Source organism: Acinetobacter baretiae, assembly GCF_015627105.1.
GTDB lineage: Bacteria > Pseudomonadota > Gammaproteobacteria > Pseudomonadales > Moraxellaceae > Acinetobacter > Acinetobacter baretiae.
Genome location: NZ_VTDM01000002.1, coordinates 42,404 through 63,208, shown reverse-complemented (window position 1 = coordinate 63,208; position 20,805 = coordinate 42,404). Strand labels below are relative to the sequence as shown.

Sequence of the window (20,805 nt, the reverse complement as noted above, 5' to 3'; positions counted from 1 at the left end):
GTGAGAAAGAATGTCAAATTTAAATGTAACACATTTGGAACAACAAGCTTTCACACGTTCAACACCTGTGTTACCGACGTCAGAATCAAAAGGTGTTGAAATTCAGATTAAAAATCTGCACAAGTATTATGGTCAAGTGACTGTTTTAGAAAATTTGGATTTAAACATTCAAGCAGGAGAGTTTCTCGCGATTGTTGGGCGAAGTGGCTGTGGTAAAAGTACCTTACTTCGTTTGATTGCAGATCTAGAGCAAAGTAGTTCAGGTCAAATTCAATTAGATGGTAAACAGGCCAGTCATCAGCCAGATGTAAGAGTCATGTTTCAAGATCCAAGGCTATTACCTTGGCGTAGTGTGGTTGATAATGTGAATCTGGGGCGTTCTAAAGCACAAAAAGTACAGGCTTTTACGTTGTTAGAAAAAGTAGGTTTGAAAGATAAAAGCCAATTATGGCCAGCACAGCTGTCTGGTGGTCAACGCCAACGTGCTGCATTAGCACGTGCCTTACTACATCGCCCTAAGGTATTGCTGTTGGATGAACCACTTGGTGCATTAGATGCACTCACACGCTTAGATATGCAACAATTGATTGAAAATTTATGGCTAGATCAAGGATTTACCGCAATTTTAGTCACACATGATGTTAGTGAAGCTGTTCAACTTGCAGATCGCATCATTTTACTTAATCGGGGTGAGATTGAAGCGCAATTTACAGTTGACTTGCCACGACCAAGACAAAAAAGCCCAGCATTTACCCAACTTGAACAAGAGGTGTTAAATGCGGTCTTGGCGACTTAATGTTAAAGCACCACTCGATGTTTTTAATCATCGAGTGGTGTTGTTTTAACGATGGTTTTGAAATGCACGAGCACGAGCAGCATGCAGTTTTTTATAACTGTCAATGAGTCGTAAGTGACGGTCTAATCCTTCTAGTTGCATATTGGTTGGAGTGAGGCCAAAAAACTTAATCGTACCATTGATTGATCCAATGACTGCCTCTATACGCTCATGACCAAACATACGACGGAAGTTAAATAAGTAATCCTCAAGCTCTAACTCATCATCGAGCATCACTTCTAACACCACATTCATGGCTTGGTAAAATAAACCACGTTCAACCGTATTTGTGTTGTATTGTAAGAATGCCTCGACCAAGTCTTTGGCTTCTTCAAACTGCTTGAGTGCGATATAAATCAATAACTTTAGCTCTAAAAGTGTCAGTTGCCCCCAGACTGTATTGTCATCAAACTCAATACCAATTAAAGTTTTAATTTCGGTGTAATCATCAAGCTCAGATTCTTCTAAACGCTCAACTAAAGCTGTTAATGCATCATCATCGAGTATATGTAAATTTAAAATATCTTCACGGAACAGGAGTGCTTTATTGGTATTGTCCCAAATGAGATCTTCCACTAAATACACTTCAGAGTAGTTTGGTACTAAAATACGGCAAGCAGTAGCTCCAAGCTGATCGTAGACCGCCATATACACTTCTTTGCCCATATCTTCTAAAATTGAAAATAAAGTTTTGGCTTCTTGAGCAGTGGCATGTTCACCTTGTTCAGAAAAGTTCCATTCTACAAAGTCAAAATCAGATTTGGCACTGAAAAAATGCCAAGATACAACCCCTGTTGAATCAATAAAATGCTCGACAAAGTTATTAGGCTCAGTGACTGCATGGCTGCTAAACGTGGGTTGAGGCAAATCATTAAGGCCTTCAAAACTGCGTCCTTGTAACAGCTCTGTTAAACTCCGTTCAAGCGCCACTTCAAGTTTAGGGTGTGCACCAAATGATGCAAAAACACCGCCTGTTCGTGGATTCATTAAAGTGACACACATGACAGGGAATTTCCCACCCATTGAGGCATCTTTAACGAGTACAGGAAAACCTTGTTCTTCAAGTGCTTGAATACCTGAAAGAATGCTTGGGTATTTGGCTAAAACATCTGTTGGAACATCGGGTAAAGTGATCTCTTGTTCTAAAATTTCACGTTTTACTGCACGTTCAAAAATTTCAGATAAGCATTGTACTTGCGCTTCCGCTAAGGTATTTCCTGCACTCATACCATTACTTAAAAATAAGTTTTCAATCAGGTTTGATGGAAAATAAATGGTTTCACCATCTGATTGACGTGTATAAGGTAAGGCACAAATACCACGTTCTGTATTGCCTGAATTAGTATCGAATAAATGTGAACCACATAATTCTTGATCAGGATTGTAAATCCTTAAGCAATACTCATCGAGTAATTCGTTAGGTAGTTCATCATTTGGCCCAGGTTTAAACCAGCGTTCATTGGGGTAGTGAACGAAGTCTGCATGGGCGATGTCTTGTCCCCAAAATTGATCGTTATAAAAGAAATTACAGTTGAGGCGTTCAATAAATTCTCCGAGTGCAGATGCTAAAGCACTTTCTTTGGTTGCGCCTTTACCATTGGTAAAACACATTGGAGATTGTGCATCTCGAATATGCAATGACCACACATGAGGTACAATATTTCTCCAAGATGCAATTTCAATTTTCATACCGAGATCAGCTAAAAGCGCTGACATATTGGCAATGGTTTCTTCAAGTGGTAAATCTTTACCTGCAATGTAGGTATGAGCGATTTGATCTGTATTTTTGATGAGTAAAGCTTGAGCATCTGCATCTAAATTATCGACTTCTTCAATAATAAACTCAGGGCCTGTTTGTACGACACGCTTTACTGTGCAGCGTTCAATTGAACGCAAAATGCCTTGACGGTCTTTGGCTGAAATATCATGTGGTAATTCCACTTGAATTTTAAAAATTTGTTGATAACGATTCTCTGGGTCAACAATATTATTTTGTGATAATCGAATGTTTTCGGTAGGAATATCACGTGTTGAACAATACAGTTTGACAAAATACGCAGCACAGAGCGCAGATGATGCCAAAAAATAATCAAATGGGCCAGGTGCAGAACCATCGCCCTTGTAGCGAATGGGTTGATCTGCGATGACAGTAAAGTCGTCAAACTTTGCCTCAAGTCGAAGGTTGTCAAGAAAGTTAACTTTAATTTCCATGCAGGCACCTAATTTCTACGTACACGATGTGCATCGTATTTTGAATCAATGTATGTGAGTGTGAGTGCGAAAAAACGAACTGACAGTGAATTGAGCGCTATTATACGGTGATTTGTTTTAATTAATGAAGTCGCTGTGGTGGGTTCGGGTAAATTTTAAAAACTTTAAGGCTATTGTTTAATTTAGATTTCATTTGAGGAGTTGAAATAAGTTAATGTTTTATACTTGTTGGGTATATAGCCTATTTATTAATTTATTTTAAAATCAAATATTTATATTGCATTTATTTTATGTCACTTGTACTTAGCTTTTTAAGCGAAATCCCCTTGTTTGTCATGCAAGATGGTCAAGAAGAGTTTATGATTTATATAATAGTATATAAATCATAAACTTAATTGTATTTTTTATTCGTAATTAGGGTTAAAATATTGGTGTTAAAGTAAAATAATTGGGGGGCGTACGTAGTTGATTGATTTTTCAAAATTTATAGAATCTTTAAAAAAGCATGATTTTTTTGTAGAACACTCTACAAATATTCTAGAACATTATCTCGATGAGTTATATCTACGTATTTATAAGCCCATTTTGGATATTGAAGAAATCATCATTGTTTATCATGGTGGAGGTGTTAATTCAGATGCAGGGTACGATATATTAGCAAAACAATTAATCCAATACGAACAAACGTGTGTTTGTCTTGTAGACATTCGAGGACATGGACGCTCATGTAGAAACGAAAAAAATTTAAGTTCCAAGCAGATTTGGCAAGATGTTGATATTGTTGTTCAGTACTTTAATCATTCTTTTCCTCAGGCACGGATTCATTTGCTTGGGCATTCTAGTGGTGGAGGAATGCTTTTGAATTATCTTACAAGATATATACCTACAGTTAAAATTGATAGTCTAATTCTACTTGCTCCTGAATTTGGTCCATTTACGCCAACCAATTTACATATAAGCTCTTCAACTCCATTTGCTTCAGTAAACAAATGGATATTTATTATCAATGCCTTCAGCTTCGGTTTTGTATTTGGTAATCATGTTGGTGTTAAATTGAATTTTCCTCAAGAAGTTATTCAGTTAAAACCTGATTTTGTTCAATATTATAGTGTAAATGTGGCAAATGCATTGACTCCACATCAGCCATTGCAACAGCTAAAAAAAATAGTATTACCTGTAGCTATTCTTATTGCTGAAAATGATGAATTATTTGATGCAGATCAAATGCTAGCTTTTGCTAAATTAGCAAAAAACACAAATTTAACCAGTAAAATTATTAAATCAAGTACTCATCTAGATTGTATTTTTAACGCAAGTGAGGCCATTCAAACATTTATAAAAAACAAATAAGCTAAATCATAGTTATAGAGTATGGTGGATTAGATTCATTTAGGACATGACATTATAGATAAACCTAAGTTCTAACGACCATGTGTGAGATTACACTTTATTTATATAGCATAGCCAAAATTTTTTCTAAAATTAGATGAATACCCATCACAGTTGACTACACTAGGCCAAGGTTATCTTGCTCTACTGCATGATAGATGTCTTCATAAATATGTGGAAAGGCTGAAACCACACGATTCCAACTAGGTACAAATGGTTGTTCATTGGGCTTTGCGATAAACTCTTGGCCTGCATCTAATATGGTTTGAGCGAATAACTCTACAGCCACCTCTTCCATATGTTGATCAAAATCAAATCCATTCATCTTGGCATCATGACTATAAATTTCAATCATATCTAACGCATTACGATAATAGGTCGCTTTGAGTACTCGAAAGGAGTCATTGGTAATATTCACGCCAAGCGTGGCTAATTTTCTAAGTACAGATTCAATAATATCGGTACTCATGCGAGCAAGCCCACCTGTACCATCTTCATCACTTAAAGGTTGATGTTTGTGTTCATAATTATCTGAAATGTCGACTTGGCAACTTCGACGTGTACTATAATTTCGATAAATTTCAGACAACATACCCATTTCAAGTCCCCAATCACTTGGAATTTTCAAATCATTGAGTACACGAGTACGCATAGCAAACTCTCCTGAAAGAGCGTAACGGAAACTGGTTAAATATTCTAAATATTCAGAATGGCCATATACCATTTGCATTGAACGTAACAGTGGCCCAACCAATAAACGACAGACGCGACCATTGAGTTTGTTGTTAGCAACACGTGCATAAAAACCTTTACAGAAGGTGTATTGAAACTGTGGGTTTGCTACAGGGTAGAGTAGACGTGCTAACATGCCACGCTCATAAGTCACGATATCGCAATCGTGTAATGCAACGCAGTCGGTACGATCTGAGGCTAAGGTATATCCCATACAAAACCAAACATTACGTCCTTTACCTGCTTCATTTGGAGATAAACCTAAGCCTCGTAATTTTTGATCAATGGCTTGTAGTCTAGGGCCATCATTCCATAAGATTCGATGTCGTTGAGGGAGCCTTGAAAAAAATGCTTTGGCATACAAAAACTGTTCTCTATTGGCACGATCAAGTCCAATAACAATCTCATCTAAATATGGAATATGTGCAATTTCATCAATAATATGGTTAAGTGCAGGTCCTTCAAGTTCTGAAAATAAAGATGGTAAAATTAAGCCCATTTTTCGTTTTTCAGAAAATGTACATAACTCTGCTTCTAAAGAGTCGGTAGATCGATGACTTAAATTATGAAAATTTGTAACAATTCCATTTTGATAAAAATCTGACATAAATATACCTCTATTATTTAAACGTTTTTGTGCTGAATAAAGAAAGTTAACCCTTCAGCCCAACCTGTTGGACCACACGCATTTGTATATTTAACTTGTTGTTGTTTTTTTAATTGAACATGTTGACCCTGATGATTTTTAATGGCTACAGCGTAATTTGTATATTCTAGAAGTGGAATGTCATTTGGACCATCTCCTAGTCCAATGGTGCACCATGTTTTTTGATCACGATGCGGGTAATGTTTCAGTAAGTAATCTAAAGCAAATGCTTTATTGGCACCTTGATTAATTACGTGCCAAAAACGCCCACCCTGAATCAGCTCTAATCCCAAAGTATTTAATCTCTTGATAAAATGTATGCGCTGTTGTTCGTTATCTTGCCATAATAAAGGCTCTGATCCTGTTCGATCTTTGGCGTGTTCTGCTTGTGATAAAGATAAGCCTGTATAATGGTGAACATCTTGTGCTGACATTTCAGAAAAACCGATAAAACTATAGGTATATTGTTGCTTAAGCTCTGCTACTTTTTGACATATTTGAGCATAATTTAAGGCATGTTGAGGGTGGGTTGCCATGATATGAAATGATTGATTGATGCAAACGGTTGCACCATTTTCACAAATGAAAGGCCAATGCTCCAATTGCATGGATCGCTGCAACGTTTGTACTTCTAGGGCTGTTTTACTTGTACAGAAAACCACAGGAATTTGATGTGCGTGTAATTGATTTAACCATGCTTGAGCAGGTTGCCAATCATAACTATGGTGGTCTAATAATGAACCATCTAGGTCGGTAATGACCATCAATGGGCTAGACAAATCTAACATAAAAAACCTCATATAGTTTTTTAAATGAGCTAAAGGAAAGGTGCTCCTGACTGAAATAAGAGTACTGAATGATTGACGTCATAGTTTGTTTTACAGTGTTTAAGAATTAAACACCATATTTTTTATAAAATAAGTGGTTAAAGAGAATAATTAAAGATATGGGCATGTGATGCTTTTGAGTCAAATCATATGCTGTATAAACAGTGTGTTTTTCTTTGACTTTATGTCATTTTACTATAAAATGTGCGCTTCCTTACCTGCAGGGTGATTGCAATGGTGCAAACATTCCGAACAGGTGCTCAAAAGAGATTACTATGGCTAAGCTAAAAACACGCCGTGGTGCAGCTAAACGTTTCAAAGCGACTGCAAACGGTTTCAAGCGTAAACAAGCGTTTAAACGCCACATTTTGACCAAAAAATCTGCTAAGCGTATCCGTCAATTACGCGGCTGTGTAATGGTTCACGTGAGTGACGTTGCTTCAGTTCGTCGTATGTGCCCGTACATCTAAGGAGATTATAAATGGCTCGTGTAAAACGTGGTGTAGTGGCGCATCGTCGTCATAAAAAAATTCTTGCTCGTGCAAAAGGTTACTATGGTGCTCGTTCACGTGTTTATCGTGTTGCGTTCCAAGCAGTAATTAAAGCGGGTCAATATGCATACCGTGACCGTCGTCAAAAGAAACGTCAATTCCGCGCATTGTGGATTGCACGTATCAACGCAGGTGCTCGTCTAAACGGTCTGTCTTACAGCCGTATGATTGCTGGCTTGAAAAAAGCGCAAGTGATTGTAGACCGCCGTGTACTTGCTGACATCGCTATGCATGATGCAGTTGCATTTGCTGCTTTGGCTGAAAAAGCTAAAACTGCGCTTGCTGCATAAGTGTAGAGATTCAAAAAAAGACCGTCATTGAACGGTCTTTTTTTATGGCTGTTCTTTGTAGAAGAACAAGATGCAAAATGCCACGACTTATGCATAAAAATGCAAAAAATACTCAAAAAACAATACTCGTTTGTACGTAAGCGAGGTTTAAAAATACATTAAATGAAATAAAAGCTGTTAGAATAAAAAGAATTTATGTTTATTGAAAAGATGCTTTGAGATTAACTATGTCATTGGAAAACTTGACCACGGAAGCACTGACAGCAATTGCTGCAACACTCGACTTAAACGCACTTGACCAAGCACGTGTACAATTTACAGGTAAAAAAAGTCAACTTGCAGAACAGTCAAAAGCCTTAGGGAAAATGGATCCTGAACAACGTAAAGTTGAAGGGGCAAAAATTCATGCAGTCCGTGAAGCGATTCAACATGCATTAACTGAACGTCAGCAAATTTTAGTACAACAAGCGCTTGAGCAAAAACTGGCCAGTGAAACCATTGATATTACTTTACCCGGACGTGGACAGCAGGTCGGAAGCATTCACCCTGTGACACAAGTACAAGAGCGAATTTGTCAATTTTTTACCAAAGCAGGTTTTACGGTTGCAACGGGGCCAGAAGTTGAAGATGACTATCACAACTTTGAAGCATTAAATATTCCGGGTCATCATCCTGCACGTGCTATGCATGATACATTTTATTTCGATGCAACACATTTGCTACGTACGCATACTTCAGGTGTACAAATTCGCACCATGGAAACATCTGCGCCTCCTATTCGAATTGTTTGTCCAGGTCGTGTGTATCGCTGTGACTCCGACCAGACACACTCTCCAATGTTTCATCAAATTGAAGGCCTTTACGTGGCTGAAAATACAAACTTTGCAGAGCTAAAAGGTTTATTAATTAATTTACTTCATGAGTTTTTTGAGAAAGATTTGAAAGTACGTTTTCGTCCGTCTTATTTCCCATTTACAGAACCAAGTGCTGAAGTGGATATTATGGATGAACGTGGTAAATGGCTTGAAGTTTTAGGCTGTGGTATGGTGCATCCAAGTGTTTTACAATCGGCAGGTATTGATCCTGAAAAATATAAGGGCTTTGCTTTTGGTTTAGGGGTAGAGCGTTTTGCAATGCTTCGTTACGGCATTAATGATTTACGTATGTTTTACCAAAATGACGTACGTTTCTTACGTCAGTTTGCTTAATTTATTTTAAATAAAACAATGCATTGATGCAGATGTGTTTATTGATCAAGTCAATAAAATTTTTAAGGTTATATTCGATGAAAATTAGCGAAAATTGGTTGCGTACGTGGGTTAACCCTTCTGTAAATAGTGAAGATTTAGCCAATCAATTAACCATGCTAGGATTAGAAATAGATGATATTTCCCCTGTGGCAAAACCTTTTTCAGGTGTGGTTGTCGGTGAGGTGTTAACGGTAGAGCAACATCCAGATGCAGATCGTTTACGTGTAACGACTGTCAATGTTGGGCAAGATGAACCGTTACAAATAGTATGTGGCGCACCTAATGTCCGTATCGGATTACGTGTACCTGTTGCTTTAATTGGTGCGGTATTGCCGGGCGATTTCAAAATTAAAAAAGGGAAACTCCGTGGTGTGGCATCGCATGGTATGTTATGTGGTGCATCGGAGATTGATTTAGAAGATAAAATTGATGGCTTACTTGAGTTGCCAGTAGATGCTCCAATTGGTGTGGATATCCGTGATTATTTAAGTTTAGATGATCAAGTATTAGATATCTCAATTACACCTAACCGTGGTGATTGTTTTAGTTTACGAGGTATTGCTCGTGAAGTGGCTGTGATCAATCAACTTGCTGTGACTACCCCAGAGATCAAAGACGTTTCTTCTACACTTAATGAAGAAAAGTCAATTGAATTGGCGACTGATGGTGTTGCACGTTATTTAGGTCGAGTTGTTCGTCATCTTGATTTTAATGCAGTTACGCCAGATTGGATGGTACAAAGGTTACAACGTTCAGGTATTCGTACTCATAGTTTGTTGGTGGATATTACTAACTACGTGTTAATTGAGTTAGGCCAACCCATGCATGCATTTGATCTTGATAAAATCTCAGGTCAAATAACGGTTCGTCAAGCGTACCCAGATGAAGAATTGGTTTTACTCAATGAGCAAAATGTTAAATTGTCATCAGATATCATGGTAATTGCCGATGAAGAAAAAGCACTGGCGTTAGCAGGTATTATGGGTGGTTTGCATTCACGTGTGACTGAAAATACTCAAGCAATCTTTTTAGAAAGTGCTTTTTTTAACCCATTGGCAATTGCGGGTCAGGCACGTCGTTTTGGTTTACACACAGACTCATCACAGCGCTATGAGCGAGGGGTTGATTTTGAACTCCCACTACAAGCAATGCAGAGAGCTTCTCAACTGATACAAGAAATCGCAGGGGGAGAGTTTGGCCCAATTACTGTGGTGGAAAAAACGGATCATTTACCAAAGCGTGAACCGATTGATTTGCACTATACTCAAGTCAATGGATTGTTAGGTTATGATGTAGAAAAAGATTTTATTCGTCAGGCGTTAACGAATCTAGGCTGTAAAGTCATTGTATCTGACCAAAGCTGGCGAGTTACCCCACCATCTTACCGTTATGACTTAGTGATTTATCAAGATCTCATTGAGGAAGTTGCACGTATTTATGGGTATGATCATATTGAAGTGGCATTACCTAAAATAGATGTTAATTTGTCTAAATACCAAGATCAATTTGAATTGACACAGTTGCGTCAAACGATTGTGACGTTAGGGTATCAAGAAGCCATTAGCTTTAGCTTTGCCGATGCAAAATTGGAAAAACAACTAAATCCAAATGCACAACCATTGATGCTCGCAAATCCAATTTCTAGCGATTTGGCTGCCATGAGAAGCACACTATTATCTAGTTTGATTCCTTGTGTGCAATATAATTTAAATCGTCAACAAAACCGAGTGCGATTTTTCGAGCTAGGCTTACGTTTTGATTATCAAGGTGCAAGTCATTTAGATGAATTAAAACAAATTCCAACACTTGGTCTAATTGCTGTGGGTGCACGTACACCAGAACAATGGCATGAAAAACCACACAATATGGATTTTTTTGATTTTAAAGGTGAAATTGAGGAAATTTTAGCTGCTGGGCGTGTGAGTGTTACATATGAACGTTCAGAGCGTTCATGGTTGCATCCTGGTCAATCAGCAGAAATTTTACTTAATGGTCAATCGATTGGTTATTTGGGTCGTTTACATCCGTCGTTAGAGTCAAATTTAGATTTAGGCGTAACGTGGGTTGCAGAGATGGATCAAAGTGCTGTTTTACAACCTTATGTATCTAATTTTACAGAATTATCACGTTTTCCTTCGATTAGACGTGACATTGCACTTTTAATTGATGATAAGATAAGTGTAAAAGAAATTCAGCAGTTAATTAAAAACACGGGTGGTGAGTTACTCGATTCAACATGGCTGTTTGATGTATATACTGGTCAAGGTGTTGAAGAAGGTAAGCGTTCATTAGCATTTGCATTGTTATGGCAACATCCATCACGTACTTTAGAAGATGCTGAAATTAAATTAGGTATGGATCAAATAATTAACGTGCTCGCAAGCACATATCAGGCAATATTGAGGGCGTCATGACAGCATTAACGAAAGCAGAAATGGCAGATCATTTGAGTGAGCTTACCGCGTTAAATCGTCGAGAAGCAAAGCAAATGGTCGAATTATTTTTTGATGAAATCAGTCAAGTGCTTATTGAAGGCGAGCACGTCAAACTTTCTGGTTTTGGAAATTTTGAGTTGCGTGATAAGCGTCAGCGCCCAGGCCGCAACCCTAAAACAGGTGAAGAAATTCCAATCTCTGCCCGCCGCGTGGTCACATTTAGAGCAGGTCAAAAATTCAGACAGCGTGTAGGCACAGAACAAGAAGATGAATAGTACTTGAGCGTGTAAATACATGCTCAAGTAAAAAGCCCTAAGTACATTTACATTGTGCTTAGGGCTTTATTGTTTTTGCCAACGATAAAATTTGTGATCTGCAAGTGCAAGCATTGCTAAATCATTTTTAGAATCACCATACGCAAAAATATTGAGATAATCAGATAAATGATACGACTGTTTGACTCTACGTGCTTTTTCTGTATAGCCACAATCACCATGAAGTAGTGCACCTGTGTAATGTGTACCGTTGTCAACTAAACGATTACAAATCACATCAATCCCTTGTTTTTGACACCAAGGTTCAAGATATACGTCTAAAGATGAAGAAACGACAACAATATGATCACCTTGTGATTTGTGCCATTCAAGACGTTGTTTGGCATGAGAAGAAATGATGCTATCAATATAATGATGAGCAAATGATTGACCGATATGAATTAATTGCTCTTTATTATATTGAGTGTAAGCCACTTTACAGATTTTTTGTCGTAATATTTGATCATTAATAAGCTTGCATTTATACGCAATAATATAATGCATGATTTGAATGAAGCTGATGTAGTAGTGCTTTTTAGAAAGGCTGTATGAAAGAAAAGATGTAAAGCTATCACGATGTGTTAGCGTATGGTCAAAGTCGAATAAAACAAGATTCATATAGATTTTAGCCATAAAAAAAGAGCCGTTAGGCTCTTTTTTCTACTAAATCGAAAATAACTTCGGATTAGTGAGCAGCTTGAGAAGCAGCAGGCGCAGCGTCAGATGCTACAGCTACAGCAGAAGCAGCAGAAGCAGTTGCTTGAGAAGCTACAGCAGTTGCTTCAGATGCAGCAGCTACAGCTTGAGAAGCGGCAGCAGTTGCTTCAGATGCAGTAGCAGGCGCGCTTTCTTTTTTAGCACAACCAACGAAAGCTAAAGTTGTAGCAACAGCAGCTACGATAGCGAATTTTTTGAATAACATGGCATCACTCTCATAATATAATTGAGAAAAAAAAACCAACGCTAACCTGTTTAAGCTTTTATTATCACTATACGTTTTCGATAGGTAACAACGCATGGAGCAGGTTAACTGGTATGCGTGTATGCTATCACTGAGCATATTGAATTACTACTAGGCAGATGAAAAAAAAACAAAAAAAACGATTCTTTTTAGCTCGTTTTTAACAGAAAATAACAATCAACTTTGTAGAGTATATTGGTTTAATTATTCACTAAGTGACTTAGATTACGGTAGTTTTTTACAGAAAAATAAAATCTGTGAATCGATTGAATTTCTCAAAAAAAATGCTTTGTTATTTTATGTAAAACAAGTCAACCGAAGCCTTTGATATATAAAGACTTCGGCAAAATCATTACTGCTTTCGTTTCATTTGTTCAAAGAAATCATCATTAGTTTTGGTTTCTTTCATGCGATCGAGTAAGAACTCCATTGCTGCAAGTTCATCCATAGGATGGAGGAGTTTGCGTAGAATCCATACTTTACGTAAATTATCTTCACTCATTAAGCGTTCTTCACGGCGTGTACCAGATTTTTTCAAGTGCATCGCAGGGAAAACACGTTTTTCTGAAATACGGCGATCTAAGGTAATTTCTTGGTTACCTGTACCTTTGAATTCTTCGTAAATGACTTCATCCATTTTACTGCCTGTTTCAATGAGCGCAGTAGAGATAATGGTTAAAGAACCGCCTTCTTCAATATTTCGAGCTGCACCAAAGAAGCGTTTAGGTCTTTCTAGGGCGTGTGCATCTACACCACCTGTAAGTACCTTTCCTGATGAAGGTACAACGGTATTATATGCACGTGCTAACCGAGTGATTGAATCGAGTAGAACCACGACATCTTTTTTGTGTTCAACCAAACGCTTTGCTTTTTCAATGACCATTTCTGCAACTTGCACATGGCGAGCAGGAGATTCATCAAAAGTAGATGCGATGACTTCACCACGCACACTACGTTGCATTTCAGTCACTTCTTCTGGTCGTTCATCAATAAGAAGAACGATTAAAAATACTTCGGGGTTGTTGCGAACGATAGATTGAGCAATATTTTGTAGCAACATTGTTTTACCCGCTTTAGGCGGAGCAACAATGATTGAGCGTTGCCCTTTACCAATAGGAGCAATCAGGTCGACTACACGTGAGGTTAAATCTTCACGGCTTCCGTTACCTAGTTCCATGACCAACTGTTCTGTTGGAAATAAAGGTGTCAGGTTTTCAAATAGAATTTTATTACGAGAGTTTTCAGGCGTATCGTAGTTAATTTGATTGACTTTGAGTAAGGCAAAATAGCGCTCTCCTTCTTTTGGAGGACGAATCGTTCCTTCAATATTATCGCCTGTACGTAAGTTAAAACGGCGGATTTGAGATGGGCTCACATAAATATCATCTGGGCCTGCAAGGTATGAGCCTGCAGCTGAGCGTAAAAAACCAAAGCCGTCAGAAAGAATTTCTAGTACGCCATCTCCAAATATTTCTTCGCCATTCATGGCATGGCGCTTTAAGATCGCGAAGATAATATCTTGTTTACGGTTACGTGCCATGCCCTCGAGGCCCATAAACTCAGCAATTTTAATGAGTTCGCCAATCGGTTTTTTCTTGAGTTCAGTTAGATTCATAGGTGGTTCAGTATAGATGAGAACATTGAAGGTCAAAAAGAAGAAAAGTATAAAATCGGTCGAATACAGCAAGCATTGATAAGCTTCTGTCTGTTATACAATATAAACTCAGATGTATGTTTATTTGAAAGTGGAAATAAACAGTTCAATTGCTGTGCCGAACGGCGATTTTGTATGTTGTATCTTGTTAAAAAAAAGCAGGCTGTGGTGCTTGGCTTTTCTTAGACTTGAAATATAAGTGACGTGTGAGAAATTGTCAATTTTATTGTAGGTAAAATACGCTAATTTATAGCGTATTTTACGATTAGATCGGAAATATTAAAAATTAAATGTTTTCGTCAATAAATGAAACAAGTTTCGAGCGAGGAGATGCTCCAACTTGTTGTGCAACGACTTCACCATTTTTAAACAGTAAAAGAGCAGGAATATTACGAATATTGTAGTTAACAGCTGTTTCTTCGCACGAGGTAACATTTACTTTAACGATTTTTACTTTACCGTCGTACTCGCGAGAAAGATCTTCTAAAACAGGTGCAATTGCTTTACATGGACCACACCAACCCGCCCAGAAGTCTACAAGCACAGGGGTTTGCGACTCAAGTACATCTGATTGAAATTGAGAATCAGTTGTATTAACAATGTTTGACATGCGTTTGCTCCAAATGAGAATGGTATCTTTTGCGCTAGTCTAGCTAAACTCTACACGGTAGGGCAAATGATTTAAGAATTATAGTAAAGTGAATTTAATTTAATTGTCTGTGAAGGATTTGTCTAATAGAGGTTTACGATATGTATCATTGTATTCAACAATCGGTTGAAAATTGAAAAAACTTCGGTTCATTGTAACTAAAGCACTTTTCAATTCAAGGTATGTGAATTACTCTAAGGAAAATTTAATTTTGAGCGCTTTGCACAATGTCTGACTTTTTAATCGATGAAGAATTACTTGCCGCAATTGACATGGGCTCTAATAGCTTTCATTTAGCGATTGCCCGCTTAGATCATGGTGAAGTAAAAAAAGTAGTATCCATGTCAGAAAAAGTTCAACTTGCCGCAGGTTTAGATGATAATAATAATTTAACAGAAGTTGCACAGCAACGAGGGCTTGCATGTTTATCTCGTTTTGTTGGTCGTTTAAGTTCTGTACAGGCCAGTCGTCTACGTATTGTTGCAACCAATGCATTACGTCAAGCAAAAAATGGTCAAGAATTTATTGATAAAGCCGCAGAAATTTTACCAAAACCGATTGAAATTATTGCTGGTCGAGAAGAGGCACGTCTTATTTATTTAGGTGTTTCTCACACCATGGCCAATGGTGGTCGCCGTTTGGTGGTTGATATTGGTGGGGGGTCGACAGAGTTTATTATTGGTGAACAATTTGAGCCTATTTATACCGAATCACTGCAAATGGGCTGTGTTGCATTTACCAATAAATTCTTCACAGATGGCGAAATTAGTGCCAAAAACTTTAATAAAGCAGTATCTGCGGCAACCAAAGAATTATTAGTCATTGCAAATGCATATAAAGAAGAGGGTTGGGAAACAGTTGTTGGCTCAAGCGGTACGATTAAAGCATGTCGCCAAATAATTATTAATATGGGGTGGAGCGATGAGCAACAAACCATTACCCGAGCAGGGGTCGAAAAGCTTAAAGAAAAGTTGCTGAAATATAAACATATTTCTGAGCTAGATTTTGACGGTTTAAAAGACGATAGACGAGCAGTTTTGCCAGCAGGATTTGCCATTCTTTATGCCATTTTTAATGTAATGGATATTGATCGGATGATGTATTCAGACGGGGCATTAAGAGAAGGTGTAATGTATGATTTGCTCGGGCGATTTAAACATGAAGATATTCGTGACCGTAGTGTTCAAGCACTCGTTGGGCGTTATGGAATAGATGTTAAACAAGCAGAGCGTGTCGTTAAAACAGCACAAAAATTATTCGATGACGTGGCTGAATCTTTAAAATTAACCAATGAAGACAGTGATTTACTACGTCGAGCAGCTTATTTACATGAAATTGGTTTAGCCATTAGTCATGGTGGTTATCATCGTCATGGTGCGTATGTGTTAGAACATTCAGATATTCCTGGATTTTCTCAGATTGATCAAAATTGTTTATCGCATTTGGTGGCACATCATCGTAGAAAAATTAAAGCAGATTTAAAAAATGAGATCTTAAAAGTTGCAACACCTGCTTTGGTGTATTTATGTTTACTTCTTCGCTTAGCTGTTTTATTAAACCATAGCAGAAGTGATCAGATGCTTCCTGCCATTGAATTAACAGTTGCGAATGAGCAACAATGGCACTTAACTGTTTCTGGTGATGCGAAACAATGGCCATTATTGATTGCTGATTTGCATGATGAGCAAGCGCAATTTAAGCATTGGAACATTGATTTGATCATTCAGTCGGAAAAATTTATTGATTAACGCAATAAGTTAATTTAAGGATAATATTCGACCTATGAAAAATAAATCAGCACAAATGAAAGCATGGAAAACGGTACAAATTGCCCGCCATGTTGAACGTCCACAGTTTTTGGACTATGCCAATGTGCTCTTTGATGACTTTGATGTCTTACACGGCGATCGGTTGTTTGGTGATGATGGCGCAATGGTGGGTGGACTTGCACGTTTTGAAGGGCAACCTGTAATGGTGGTCGGCCAACATCGTGGACGTTCAACTCGCGAACGTTTAAAGTATAACTTTGGAATGTGTAATCCTGAAGGGTATCGTAAATCTCAACGCTTACTTGATTTGGCCGAACGCTTTAACTTACCTGTACTTACATTTATCGATACGATGGGCGCTTACCCTGGGGTAGGTGCAGAAGAACGTGGTCAAGCCGAAGCAATTGCAACCAGTTTGGCACAACTTTCACGCTTAAAAGTTCCTGTTATTGCAACAGTGTTAGGTGAAGGTGGCTCTGGAGGTGCATTAGGAATTGGTGTGGCTGACCGTGTGATCATGTTATCACATAGTATTTATTCTGTGATTTCACCTGAGGGTTGTGCGTCTATCCTATGGAAAACAGCAGATAAAGCAGAGCAGGCCAGTGAAGCTTTAGCACTAACAGCAGAAAAACTGAAAAAAATGGGTATTGTTGAGCATATCGTTGATGAAGGCGAAGGTGCACATTTACATGCTGACGTGGTGATGGAGCGACTACGCAGTGTGATTCAACAGAGTTTGGCCGAATTACAAACGATGGATGCAGATGAACGATGCGAAGCACGTTATCAACGTTTAATGAAGTTTGGCAGCGAGAATCCAGGGCTGGTATCTTAGCTGTTGAAGAAAGTGTCTTTACGCAAAAGCATTTTTTAATTGGGTGTAGTGGCGGCATGGATTCTATGCTGTTACTTCACCTATTTTATTGTCTTTTCCCTCATCGTATTCGTGTGATTTATGTAGATCATCAATTACAAAGCCAAAGTGCTTTGTGGGGAGAGCAAGTCAATGAATATTGTACGCAACGAGATATTGAGTGTGTGTGTGTGCGTGTCACAGTACAGCAAGGAAACCTTGAAGCTGAAGCACGTCATGCACGTTATGAGGCATTTCAGCAATGTATTCAAGCCAATGAAATATTGGTACTTGCACATCATGAACAAGATCAAGCAGAAACGCTCTTACTGAATTTATTTTCTGGTGCAGGCGTTTCTGGTTTGGCTGCCATGAAGCCTATTGACTGGCGTCAAAATTTAACAATATGGCGCCCACTTTTAGATTTATCTCGTGAGAAAATCAGTCAATGGGTTAAGACTCTCAATCTTCCTTACATAAATGACCCAACAAATCTAAACGTATATTATGATCGTGCATGGGCAAGATCTGTACTGTGGCCTGTGTTAGTGTCGCGTTTTCCACAAATGCAATCCGCTGTGTCTAGAACGACAGTGTTGATGCAAGATGCAGAAGATATATTAAGTGATATTCTTGCGATTGATTTACAAGCATGTGTCATTGCCAATAGATTAGATTTAAAAAAATATCAGTTACTGTCTGCTGCACGACAACGTCAAATGCTTTCATCTTGGTTGAAAGCCGATCAATTGTATCGCCCAAGTTATGCACTTGTACAGCGATTACAACAAGAGGTCATTCAAGCGAGAATAGATGCAAAAGCGGCCTTATTTTGTAAGCCTTTTTGGTATGTACGGTTTGGTCAGTATGTGTATCAATTGTCTTCGTCAGAATATTTGGCTAAAAAATATGATCGCATTGAAATGAAAACAACCATGCAATGTGCTAAAAATGTACCATTTCAACTCATCAGTGGGATGTTTGAAGTACAAAGTAGCTCAAAAATGGGGTTGTCATGGCACTTATTGTCTCAAGAACTGGTACTTCATCAAAGAGTGGGTGGGGAAAAAATACACTTATATGGTCGAGTAGGGCACTGGCCACTCAAAAAAGCTATTCAACAGGCTGAAATTTTTCCTTGGTTGCGTCACAGAGTACAAATTTTGCAATCAGATGATGTTATTCTAGGCGTCTTTACCCCACATGGGTTTTGGCTTGCGAACTCTAAATTTTGCGAGCCCAATGGTTGGTTACCCGTATTGGTGCAACAATAAATTGAGTGTCAGGCGAAAAGATATGAGTATGACTTTAGGTTGCAAAGTAGGTTTTTTGGGAGGTGGTGGTCTAGCACAAGCACTGATTGGTGGGCTATTATCACGAGGTTTCAATCCAGAACAAATTAAAGTTGCTGATACAGAATTGCATGTACATGAGCGATTACAAGAAAAGCATGTTGTTGTCAGTATGGATTATACCGATGCTGTGCAAGATGTTGATATTATCGTTCTTGGATTAGAGTGGGACGTGCTTTGCCAAGTTTTACCAACTTTAGCTGATCAATTGAACAATAAGTTAATTTTGTCGTTACAACGTTGTACAAATCTTGATACGTTAGCAAAATTGCTAAAAAATGATCGAATTATTCGTGTGATAAGTAATTTACCAGCACAGATTCAAACAGGTGCACACGGCATGTATGCACATACATTTATTTCGGAGGCCGATCGTACTTTGGCCACGCAAGTCGTATCGAGCACAGGTTTGGTGGTATGGGTTGCTCAAGAGTCTGATTTAAATGCAGTCTCTGCAGTGTCTGGTTCTGGGTCAGCATACTTTTTTTATTTGATGGAAAGTATGATTCGTGCAGGAAGAAATTTAGGGCTAGATGAAAAATCAGCAACTGCATTAACATTGCAAACAGCTTTAGGTGCGGCACAAATGGCCATTAGTAGTGGCTTATCACCTACAGATTTACGTAAAAATTTAATTTCTGCTCAAGATGAAACTCGAGCAGCTTTAGAGGTCTTTGACCGATTGTCGGTATCACAAGGTATTCAAACGGCGTTAGCTGCAGCACAAAAAAGTAGCCAAATGCAAGTACAAGAACTCAGTGATCGTACCAAATCATCGAATTAGAGGTAGTTATATGGGTGCAGGTAGTGCGCTAATTTTTAGTGTGATTGTCAATGCTGCAATTTTGTTGGTGTTTTTTAGGTTTCTAACGCAACTGGCTATGGTGAGTCCATATAATCCTGTTGTTTTAGCCACGTTAAAATCAACCCGCTTTGTAGATATATTTAGTCGAATTTTTCCTACGTTAGCAAAAGGTCGCATTAATGTCGCTGCTATAGTATTACTGCTTATACTCTTTTTGTTTAAAGTATGGGGATATAGTACTTTTGGCAAAGGGATAGAAATTTTTGACCAAAAATACGTCGATTTAGCCAGCAGTGCGATTGGGCTGTTGCTTGGTACGTTTATGGCTGTAACAGAAAGTGTAATTTTGTTTTGTCGCTACTTAATTTTTGCAACAATTATTTTAAGTTGGGTCGTGATGTTTACACAATCTCGTTCTCCATATATTGAAGTGATTCAAGAGTTGGCAGAACCTTTATTGGCACCATTTCGCAAAATTCTACCCAATATGGGAATGATTGATTTATCTCCAATCGTTGCTTTTTTAGCATTACATTTAATTGAAATAATCATGCGGCAAATTTCTCTTTCATTATTAGCAACATTTTAAAAAAATAAGGGCATATCATATGCCCTTATTTTTTAGCTTATGTAATGCCATATTGAGCAATGGCTAAAAAGTGGGCTCCTGCACCAATCAGTACAAAAACGTGCCAAATCGCATGTGTGAATCTTACACGTTTGAGCGCATAAAATATGGCACCTACAGTGTAGGCAATGCCACCAATTACTAAGAGTTGAAGACATTCAGGTTTCAAGTAAGTTTGCATATCGTTAAACATTAAAATCGCAAACCATCCCATGCTCACATATGCAATTAAAGATACTTTTCCAAAACGATGTGCGAAAAAAATTTTAAAAATAGTCCCAATCGCTGTAATCACCCACAGACTAATCAAGATATAATGTGCTTTAGTGGTGGGAATGTTGATATAAAGGAGCGGTGTATATGTTCCTGCAATCAAGTAATAAATGGCGGTATGATCAAGTTTCTTGTATACACGTCGTTGTTTTGGAGTTTTTGACCAATGGTACAACGTCGAGCTACTCAGTACGAAGATTAAACCAAAGCAATACACCCATAAACTGAGCCACGACCCTGTTGCAAGTTCACGTTGCTGATACAGTAAAATTGCGCTTGCAATACACGCGATTACAGCACCTATACCATGAGTGAGTACATTTAGTCTTTCTTCTGTTGAATCATAATCTACGGTTGCGATATGGTTCATTATCCACG

At 38.1% G+C, this 20,805-nt stretch carries 20 protein-coding genes; 12 read left to right on the top strand and 8 right to left on the bottom strand.

From position 1 onward, the window contains the following. The first annotated feature begins 10 nt into the window (after positions 1 to 10). Positions 11 to 796, top strand: a complete 786-nt coding sequence (locus I2F17_RS01080) for an ABC transporter ATP-binding protein (RefSeq protein ID WP_196423120.1) — start codon at positions 11 to 13, stop codon at positions 794 to 796. A gap of 45 nt (positions 797 to 841) precedes the next feature. Here the strand turns inward: I2F17_RS01080 and I2F17_RS01075 are convergent, their stop codons facing one another. Then, positions 842 to 3,046 carry an OsmC domain/YcaO domain-containing protein gene (locus tag I2F17_RS01075; protein ID WP_211138873.1) on the bottom strand — a complete coding sequence of 735 codons (2,205 nt, stop codon included), beginning with the start codon at positions 3,044 to 3,046 and terminating at the stop codon, positions 842 to 844. A gap of 465 nt (positions 3,047 to 3,511) precedes the next feature. Between I2F17_RS01075 and I2F17_RS01070 the strand changes: the two genes are divergently transcribed. Then, positions 3,512 to 4,396 carry an alpha/beta hydrolase gene (locus I2F17_RS01070; protein WP_211138872.1) on the top strand — a complete coding sequence of 295 codons (885 nt, stop codon included), beginning with the start codon at positions 3,512 to 3,514 and terminating at the stop codon, positions 4,394 to 4,396. Between the two features lie 157 nt (positions 4,397 to 4,553). Here the strand turns inward: I2F17_RS01070 and I2F17_RS01065 are convergent, their stop codons facing one another. Both I2F17_RS01065 and I2F17_RS01060 read right to left on the bottom strand, forming a co-directional pair. Then, a complete protein-coding gene (locus I2F17_RS01065) occupies positions 4,554 to 5,774 on the bottom strand; it encodes a glycosyltransferase family protein (RefSeq protein WP_211138871.1) in 1,221 nt (406 codons plus the stop codon). A 17-nt stretch (positions 5,775 to 5,791) separates the two neighbouring features. Further along, positions 5,792 to 6,601, bottom strand: a complete 810-nt coding sequence (locus I2F17_RS01060) for an HAD-IIB family hydrolase (protein ID WP_211138870.1) — start codon at positions 6,599 to 6,601, stop codon at positions 5,792 to 5,794. Positions 6,602 to 6,915: 314 nt separating this feature from the next. On the opposite strand from I2F17_RS01060, the gene rpmI reads away from it, so the two are divergent. The 5 genes from rpmI to I2F17_RS01035 all read left to right on the top strand — a co-directional run bounded on the left by rpmI (position 6,916) and on the right by I2F17_RS01035 (position 11,441). Then, the gene (rpmI, locus tag I2F17_RS01055) at positions 6,916 to 7,110 is read left to right on the top strand and encodes a 50S ribosomal protein L35 (protein WP_001096359.1); all 195 of its coding nucleotides are present in this window, start codon (positions 6,916 to 6,918) and stop codon (positions 7,108 to 7,110) included. An 11-nt stretch (positions 7,111 to 7,121) separates the two neighbouring features. Then, positions 7,122 to 7,481, top strand: a complete 360-nt coding sequence (rplT, locus tag I2F17_RS01050) for a 50S ribosomal protein L20 (RefSeq protein ID WP_195769113.1) — start codon at positions 7,122 to 7,124, stop codon at positions 7,479 to 7,481. 227 nt (positions 7,482 to 7,708) lie between these two features. Then, on the top strand, positions 7,709 to 8,689 hold the full coding sequence (gene pheS / locus I2F17_RS01045) for a phenylalanine--tRNA ligase subunit alpha (RefSeq protein WP_196423123.1): 981 nt from the start codon (positions 7,709 to 7,711) through the stop codon (positions 8,687 to 8,689). A gap of 77 nt (positions 8,690 to 8,766) precedes the next feature. Then, positions 8,767 to 11,145, top strand: coding sequence for a phenylalanine--tRNA ligase subunit beta (gene pheT, locus I2F17_RS01040; protein WP_196423124.1), 2,379 nt, complete (start codon positions 8,767 to 8,769; stop codon positions 11,143 to 11,145). After that, positions 11,142 to 11,441, top strand: coding sequence for an integration host factor subunit alpha (locus I2F17_RS01035; protein WP_196423125.1), 300 nt, complete (start codon positions 11,142 to 11,144; stop codon positions 11,439 to 11,441). The genes pheT and I2F17_RS01035 overlap by 4 nt, the downstream gene beginning before the upstream one ends. Before the next feature lie 66 nt (positions 11,442 to 11,507). Here the strand turns inward: I2F17_RS01035 and I2F17_RS01030 are convergent, their stop codons facing one another. The 4 genes from I2F17_RS01030 to trxA form a co-directional block, all read right to left on the bottom strand. Next, positions 11,508 to 12,113 carry an HAD-IB family hydrolase gene (locus I2F17_RS01030; protein WP_235985114.1) on the bottom strand — a complete coding sequence of 202 codons (606 nt, stop codon included), beginning with the start codon at positions 12,111 to 12,113 and terminating at the stop codon, positions 11,508 to 11,510. A gap of 52 nt (positions 12,114 to 12,165) precedes the next feature. Then, on the bottom strand, positions 12,166 to 12,402 hold the full coding sequence (locus tag I2F17_RS01025; protein ID WP_196423126.1) for a hypothetical protein: 237 nt from the start codon (positions 12,400 to 12,402) through the stop codon (positions 12,166 to 12,168). A gap of 391 nt (positions 12,403 to 12,793) precedes the next feature. Continuing rightward, the gene (gene rho / locus I2F17_RS01020) at positions 12,794 to 14,056 is read right to left on the bottom strand and encodes a transcription termination factor Rho (RefSeq protein ID WP_196423127.1); all 1,263 of its coding nucleotides are present in this window, start codon (positions 14,054 to 14,056) and stop codon (positions 12,794 to 12,796) included. A 325-nt stretch (positions 14,057 to 14,381) separates the two neighbouring features. Continuing rightward, on the bottom strand, positions 14,382 to 14,705 hold the full coding sequence (gene trxA, locus I2F17_RS01015) for a thioredoxin (RefSeq protein ID WP_211138869.1): 324 nt from the start codon (positions 14,703 to 14,705) through the stop codon (positions 14,382 to 14,384). A 266-nt stretch (positions 14,706 to 14,971) separates the two neighbouring features. On the opposite strand from trxA, the gene ppx reads away from it, so the two are divergent. From ppx to I2F17_RS00990, 5 genes are read left to right on the top strand one after another with little or no spacing between them, the layout of a single operon-like run. Next, positions 14,972 to 16,492: an exopolyphosphatase gene (gene ppx / locus I2F17_RS01010; protein WP_196423129.1), complete on the top strand. Its 1,521-nt coding sequence runs from the start codon at positions 14,972 to 14,974 to the stop codon at positions 16,490 to 16,492. A 34-nt stretch (positions 16,493 to 16,526) separates the two neighbouring features. Further along, on the top strand, positions 16,527 to 17,351 hold the full coding sequence (locus I2F17_RS01005; protein ID WP_196423130.1) for an acetyl-CoA carboxylase carboxyltransferase subunit alpha: 825 nt from the start codon (positions 16,527 to 16,529) through the stop codon (positions 17,349 to 17,351). After that, entirely contained in the window at positions 17,288 to 18,643 is a 1,356-nt protein-coding gene (gene tilS / locus I2F17_RS01000) for a tRNA lysidine(34) synthetase TilS (RefSeq protein WP_211138868.1), read from the top strand. Before I2F17_RS01005 ends, tilS begins: the two co-directional genes overlap by 64 nt. Before the next feature lie 22 nt (positions 18,644 to 18,665). After that, a complete protein-coding gene (locus tag I2F17_RS00995; RefSeq protein ID WP_196423132.1) occupies positions 18,666 to 19,505 on the top strand; it encodes a pyrroline-5-carboxylate reductase family protein in 840 nt (279 codons plus the stop codon). A gap of 10 nt (positions 19,506 to 19,515) precedes the next feature. Beyond that, positions 19,516 to 20,115: a YggT family protein gene (locus I2F17_RS00990; protein ID WP_196423133.1), complete on the top strand. Its 600-nt coding sequence runs from the start codon at positions 19,516 to 19,518 to the stop codon at positions 20,113 to 20,115. 37 nt (positions 20,116 to 20,152) lie between these two features. Here the strand turns inward: I2F17_RS00990 and trhA are convergent, their stop codons facing one another. After that, complete coding sequence (gene trhA, locus I2F17_RS00985; RefSeq protein WP_211138867.1) at positions 20,153 to 20,797, bottom strand: PAQR family membrane homeostasis protein TrhA; 645 nt, start codon at positions 20,795 to 20,797, stop codon at positions 20,153 to 20,155. Between the last annotated feature and the right edge of the window lie 8 nt (positions 20,798 to 20,805).

Bases quoted from the DNA above. Each gene is read 5' to 3' on its own strand.
- I2F17_RS01080 (WP_196423120.1), top strand. From the start codon at position 11: ATGTCAAATTTAAATGTAACACATTTGGAACAACAAGCTTTCACACGT.
- I2F17_RS01075 (WP_211138873.1), bottom strand. From the start codon at position 3,046: ATGGAAATTAAAGTTAACTTTCTTGACAACCTTCGACTTGAGGCAAAG.
- I2F17_RS01065 (WP_211138871.1), bottom strand. From the start codon at position 5,774: ATGTCAGATTTTTATCAAAATGGAATTGTTACAAATTTTCATAATTTA.
- I2F17_RS01060 (WP_211138870.1), bottom strand. From the start codon at position 6,601: ATGTTAGATTTGTCTAGCCCATTGATGGTCATTACCGACCTAGATGGT.
- rpmI (WP_001096359.1), top strand. From the start codon at position 6,916: ATGGCTAAGCTAAAAACACGCCGTGGTGCAGCTAAACGTTTCAAAGCG.
- rplT (WP_195769113.1), top strand. From the start codon at position 7,122: ATGGCTCGTGTAAAACGTGGTGTAGTGGCGCATCGTCGTCATAAAAAA.
- pheS (WP_196423123.1), top strand. From the start codon at position 7,709: ATGTCATTGGAAAACTTGACCACGGAAGCACTGACAGCAATTGCTGCA.
- pheT (WP_196423124.1), top strand. From the start codon at position 8,767: ATGAAAATTAGCGAAAATTGGTTGCGTACGTGGGTTAACCCTTCTGTA.
- I2F17_RS01035 (WP_196423125.1), top strand. From the start codon at position 11,142: ATGACAGCATTAACGAAAGCAGAAATGGCAGATCATTTGAGTGAGCTT.
- I2F17_RS01030 (WP_235985114.1), bottom strand. From the start codon at position 12,113: ATGGCTAAAATCTATATGAATCTTGTTTTATTCGACTTTGACCATACG.
- I2F17_RS01025 (WP_196423126.1), bottom strand. From the start codon at position 12,402: ATGTTATTCAAAAAATTCGCTATCGTAGCTGCTGTTGCTACAACTTTA.
- rho (WP_196423127.1), bottom strand. From the start codon at position 14,056: ATGAATCTAACTGAACTCAAGAAAAAACCGATTGGCGAACTCATTAAA.
- trxA (WP_211138869.1), bottom strand. From the start codon at position 14,705: ATGTCAAACATTGTTAATACAACTGATTCTCAATTTCAATCAGATGTA.
- ppx (WP_196423129.1), top strand. From the start codon at position 14,972: ATGTCTGACTTTTTAATCGATGAAGAATTACTTGCCGCAATTGACATG.
- I2F17_RS01005 (WP_196423130.1), top strand. From the start codon at position 16,527: ATGAAAAATAAATCAGCACAAATGAAAGCATGGAAAACGGTACAAATT.
- tilS (WP_211138868.1), top strand. From the start codon at position 17,288: ATGCGAAGCACGTTATCAACGTTTAATGAAGTTTGGCAGCGAGAATCC.
- I2F17_RS00995 (WP_196423132.1), top strand. From the start codon at position 18,666: ATGAGTATGACTTTAGGTTGCAAAGTAGGTTTTTTGGGAGGTGGTGGT.
- I2F17_RS00990 (WP_196423133.1), top strand. From the start codon at position 19,516: ATGGGTGCAGGTAGTGCGCTAATTTTTAGTGTGATTGTCAATGCTGCA.
- trhA (WP_211138867.1), bottom strand. From the start codon at position 20,797: ATGAACCATATCGCAACCGTAGATTATGATTCAACAGAAGAAAGACTA.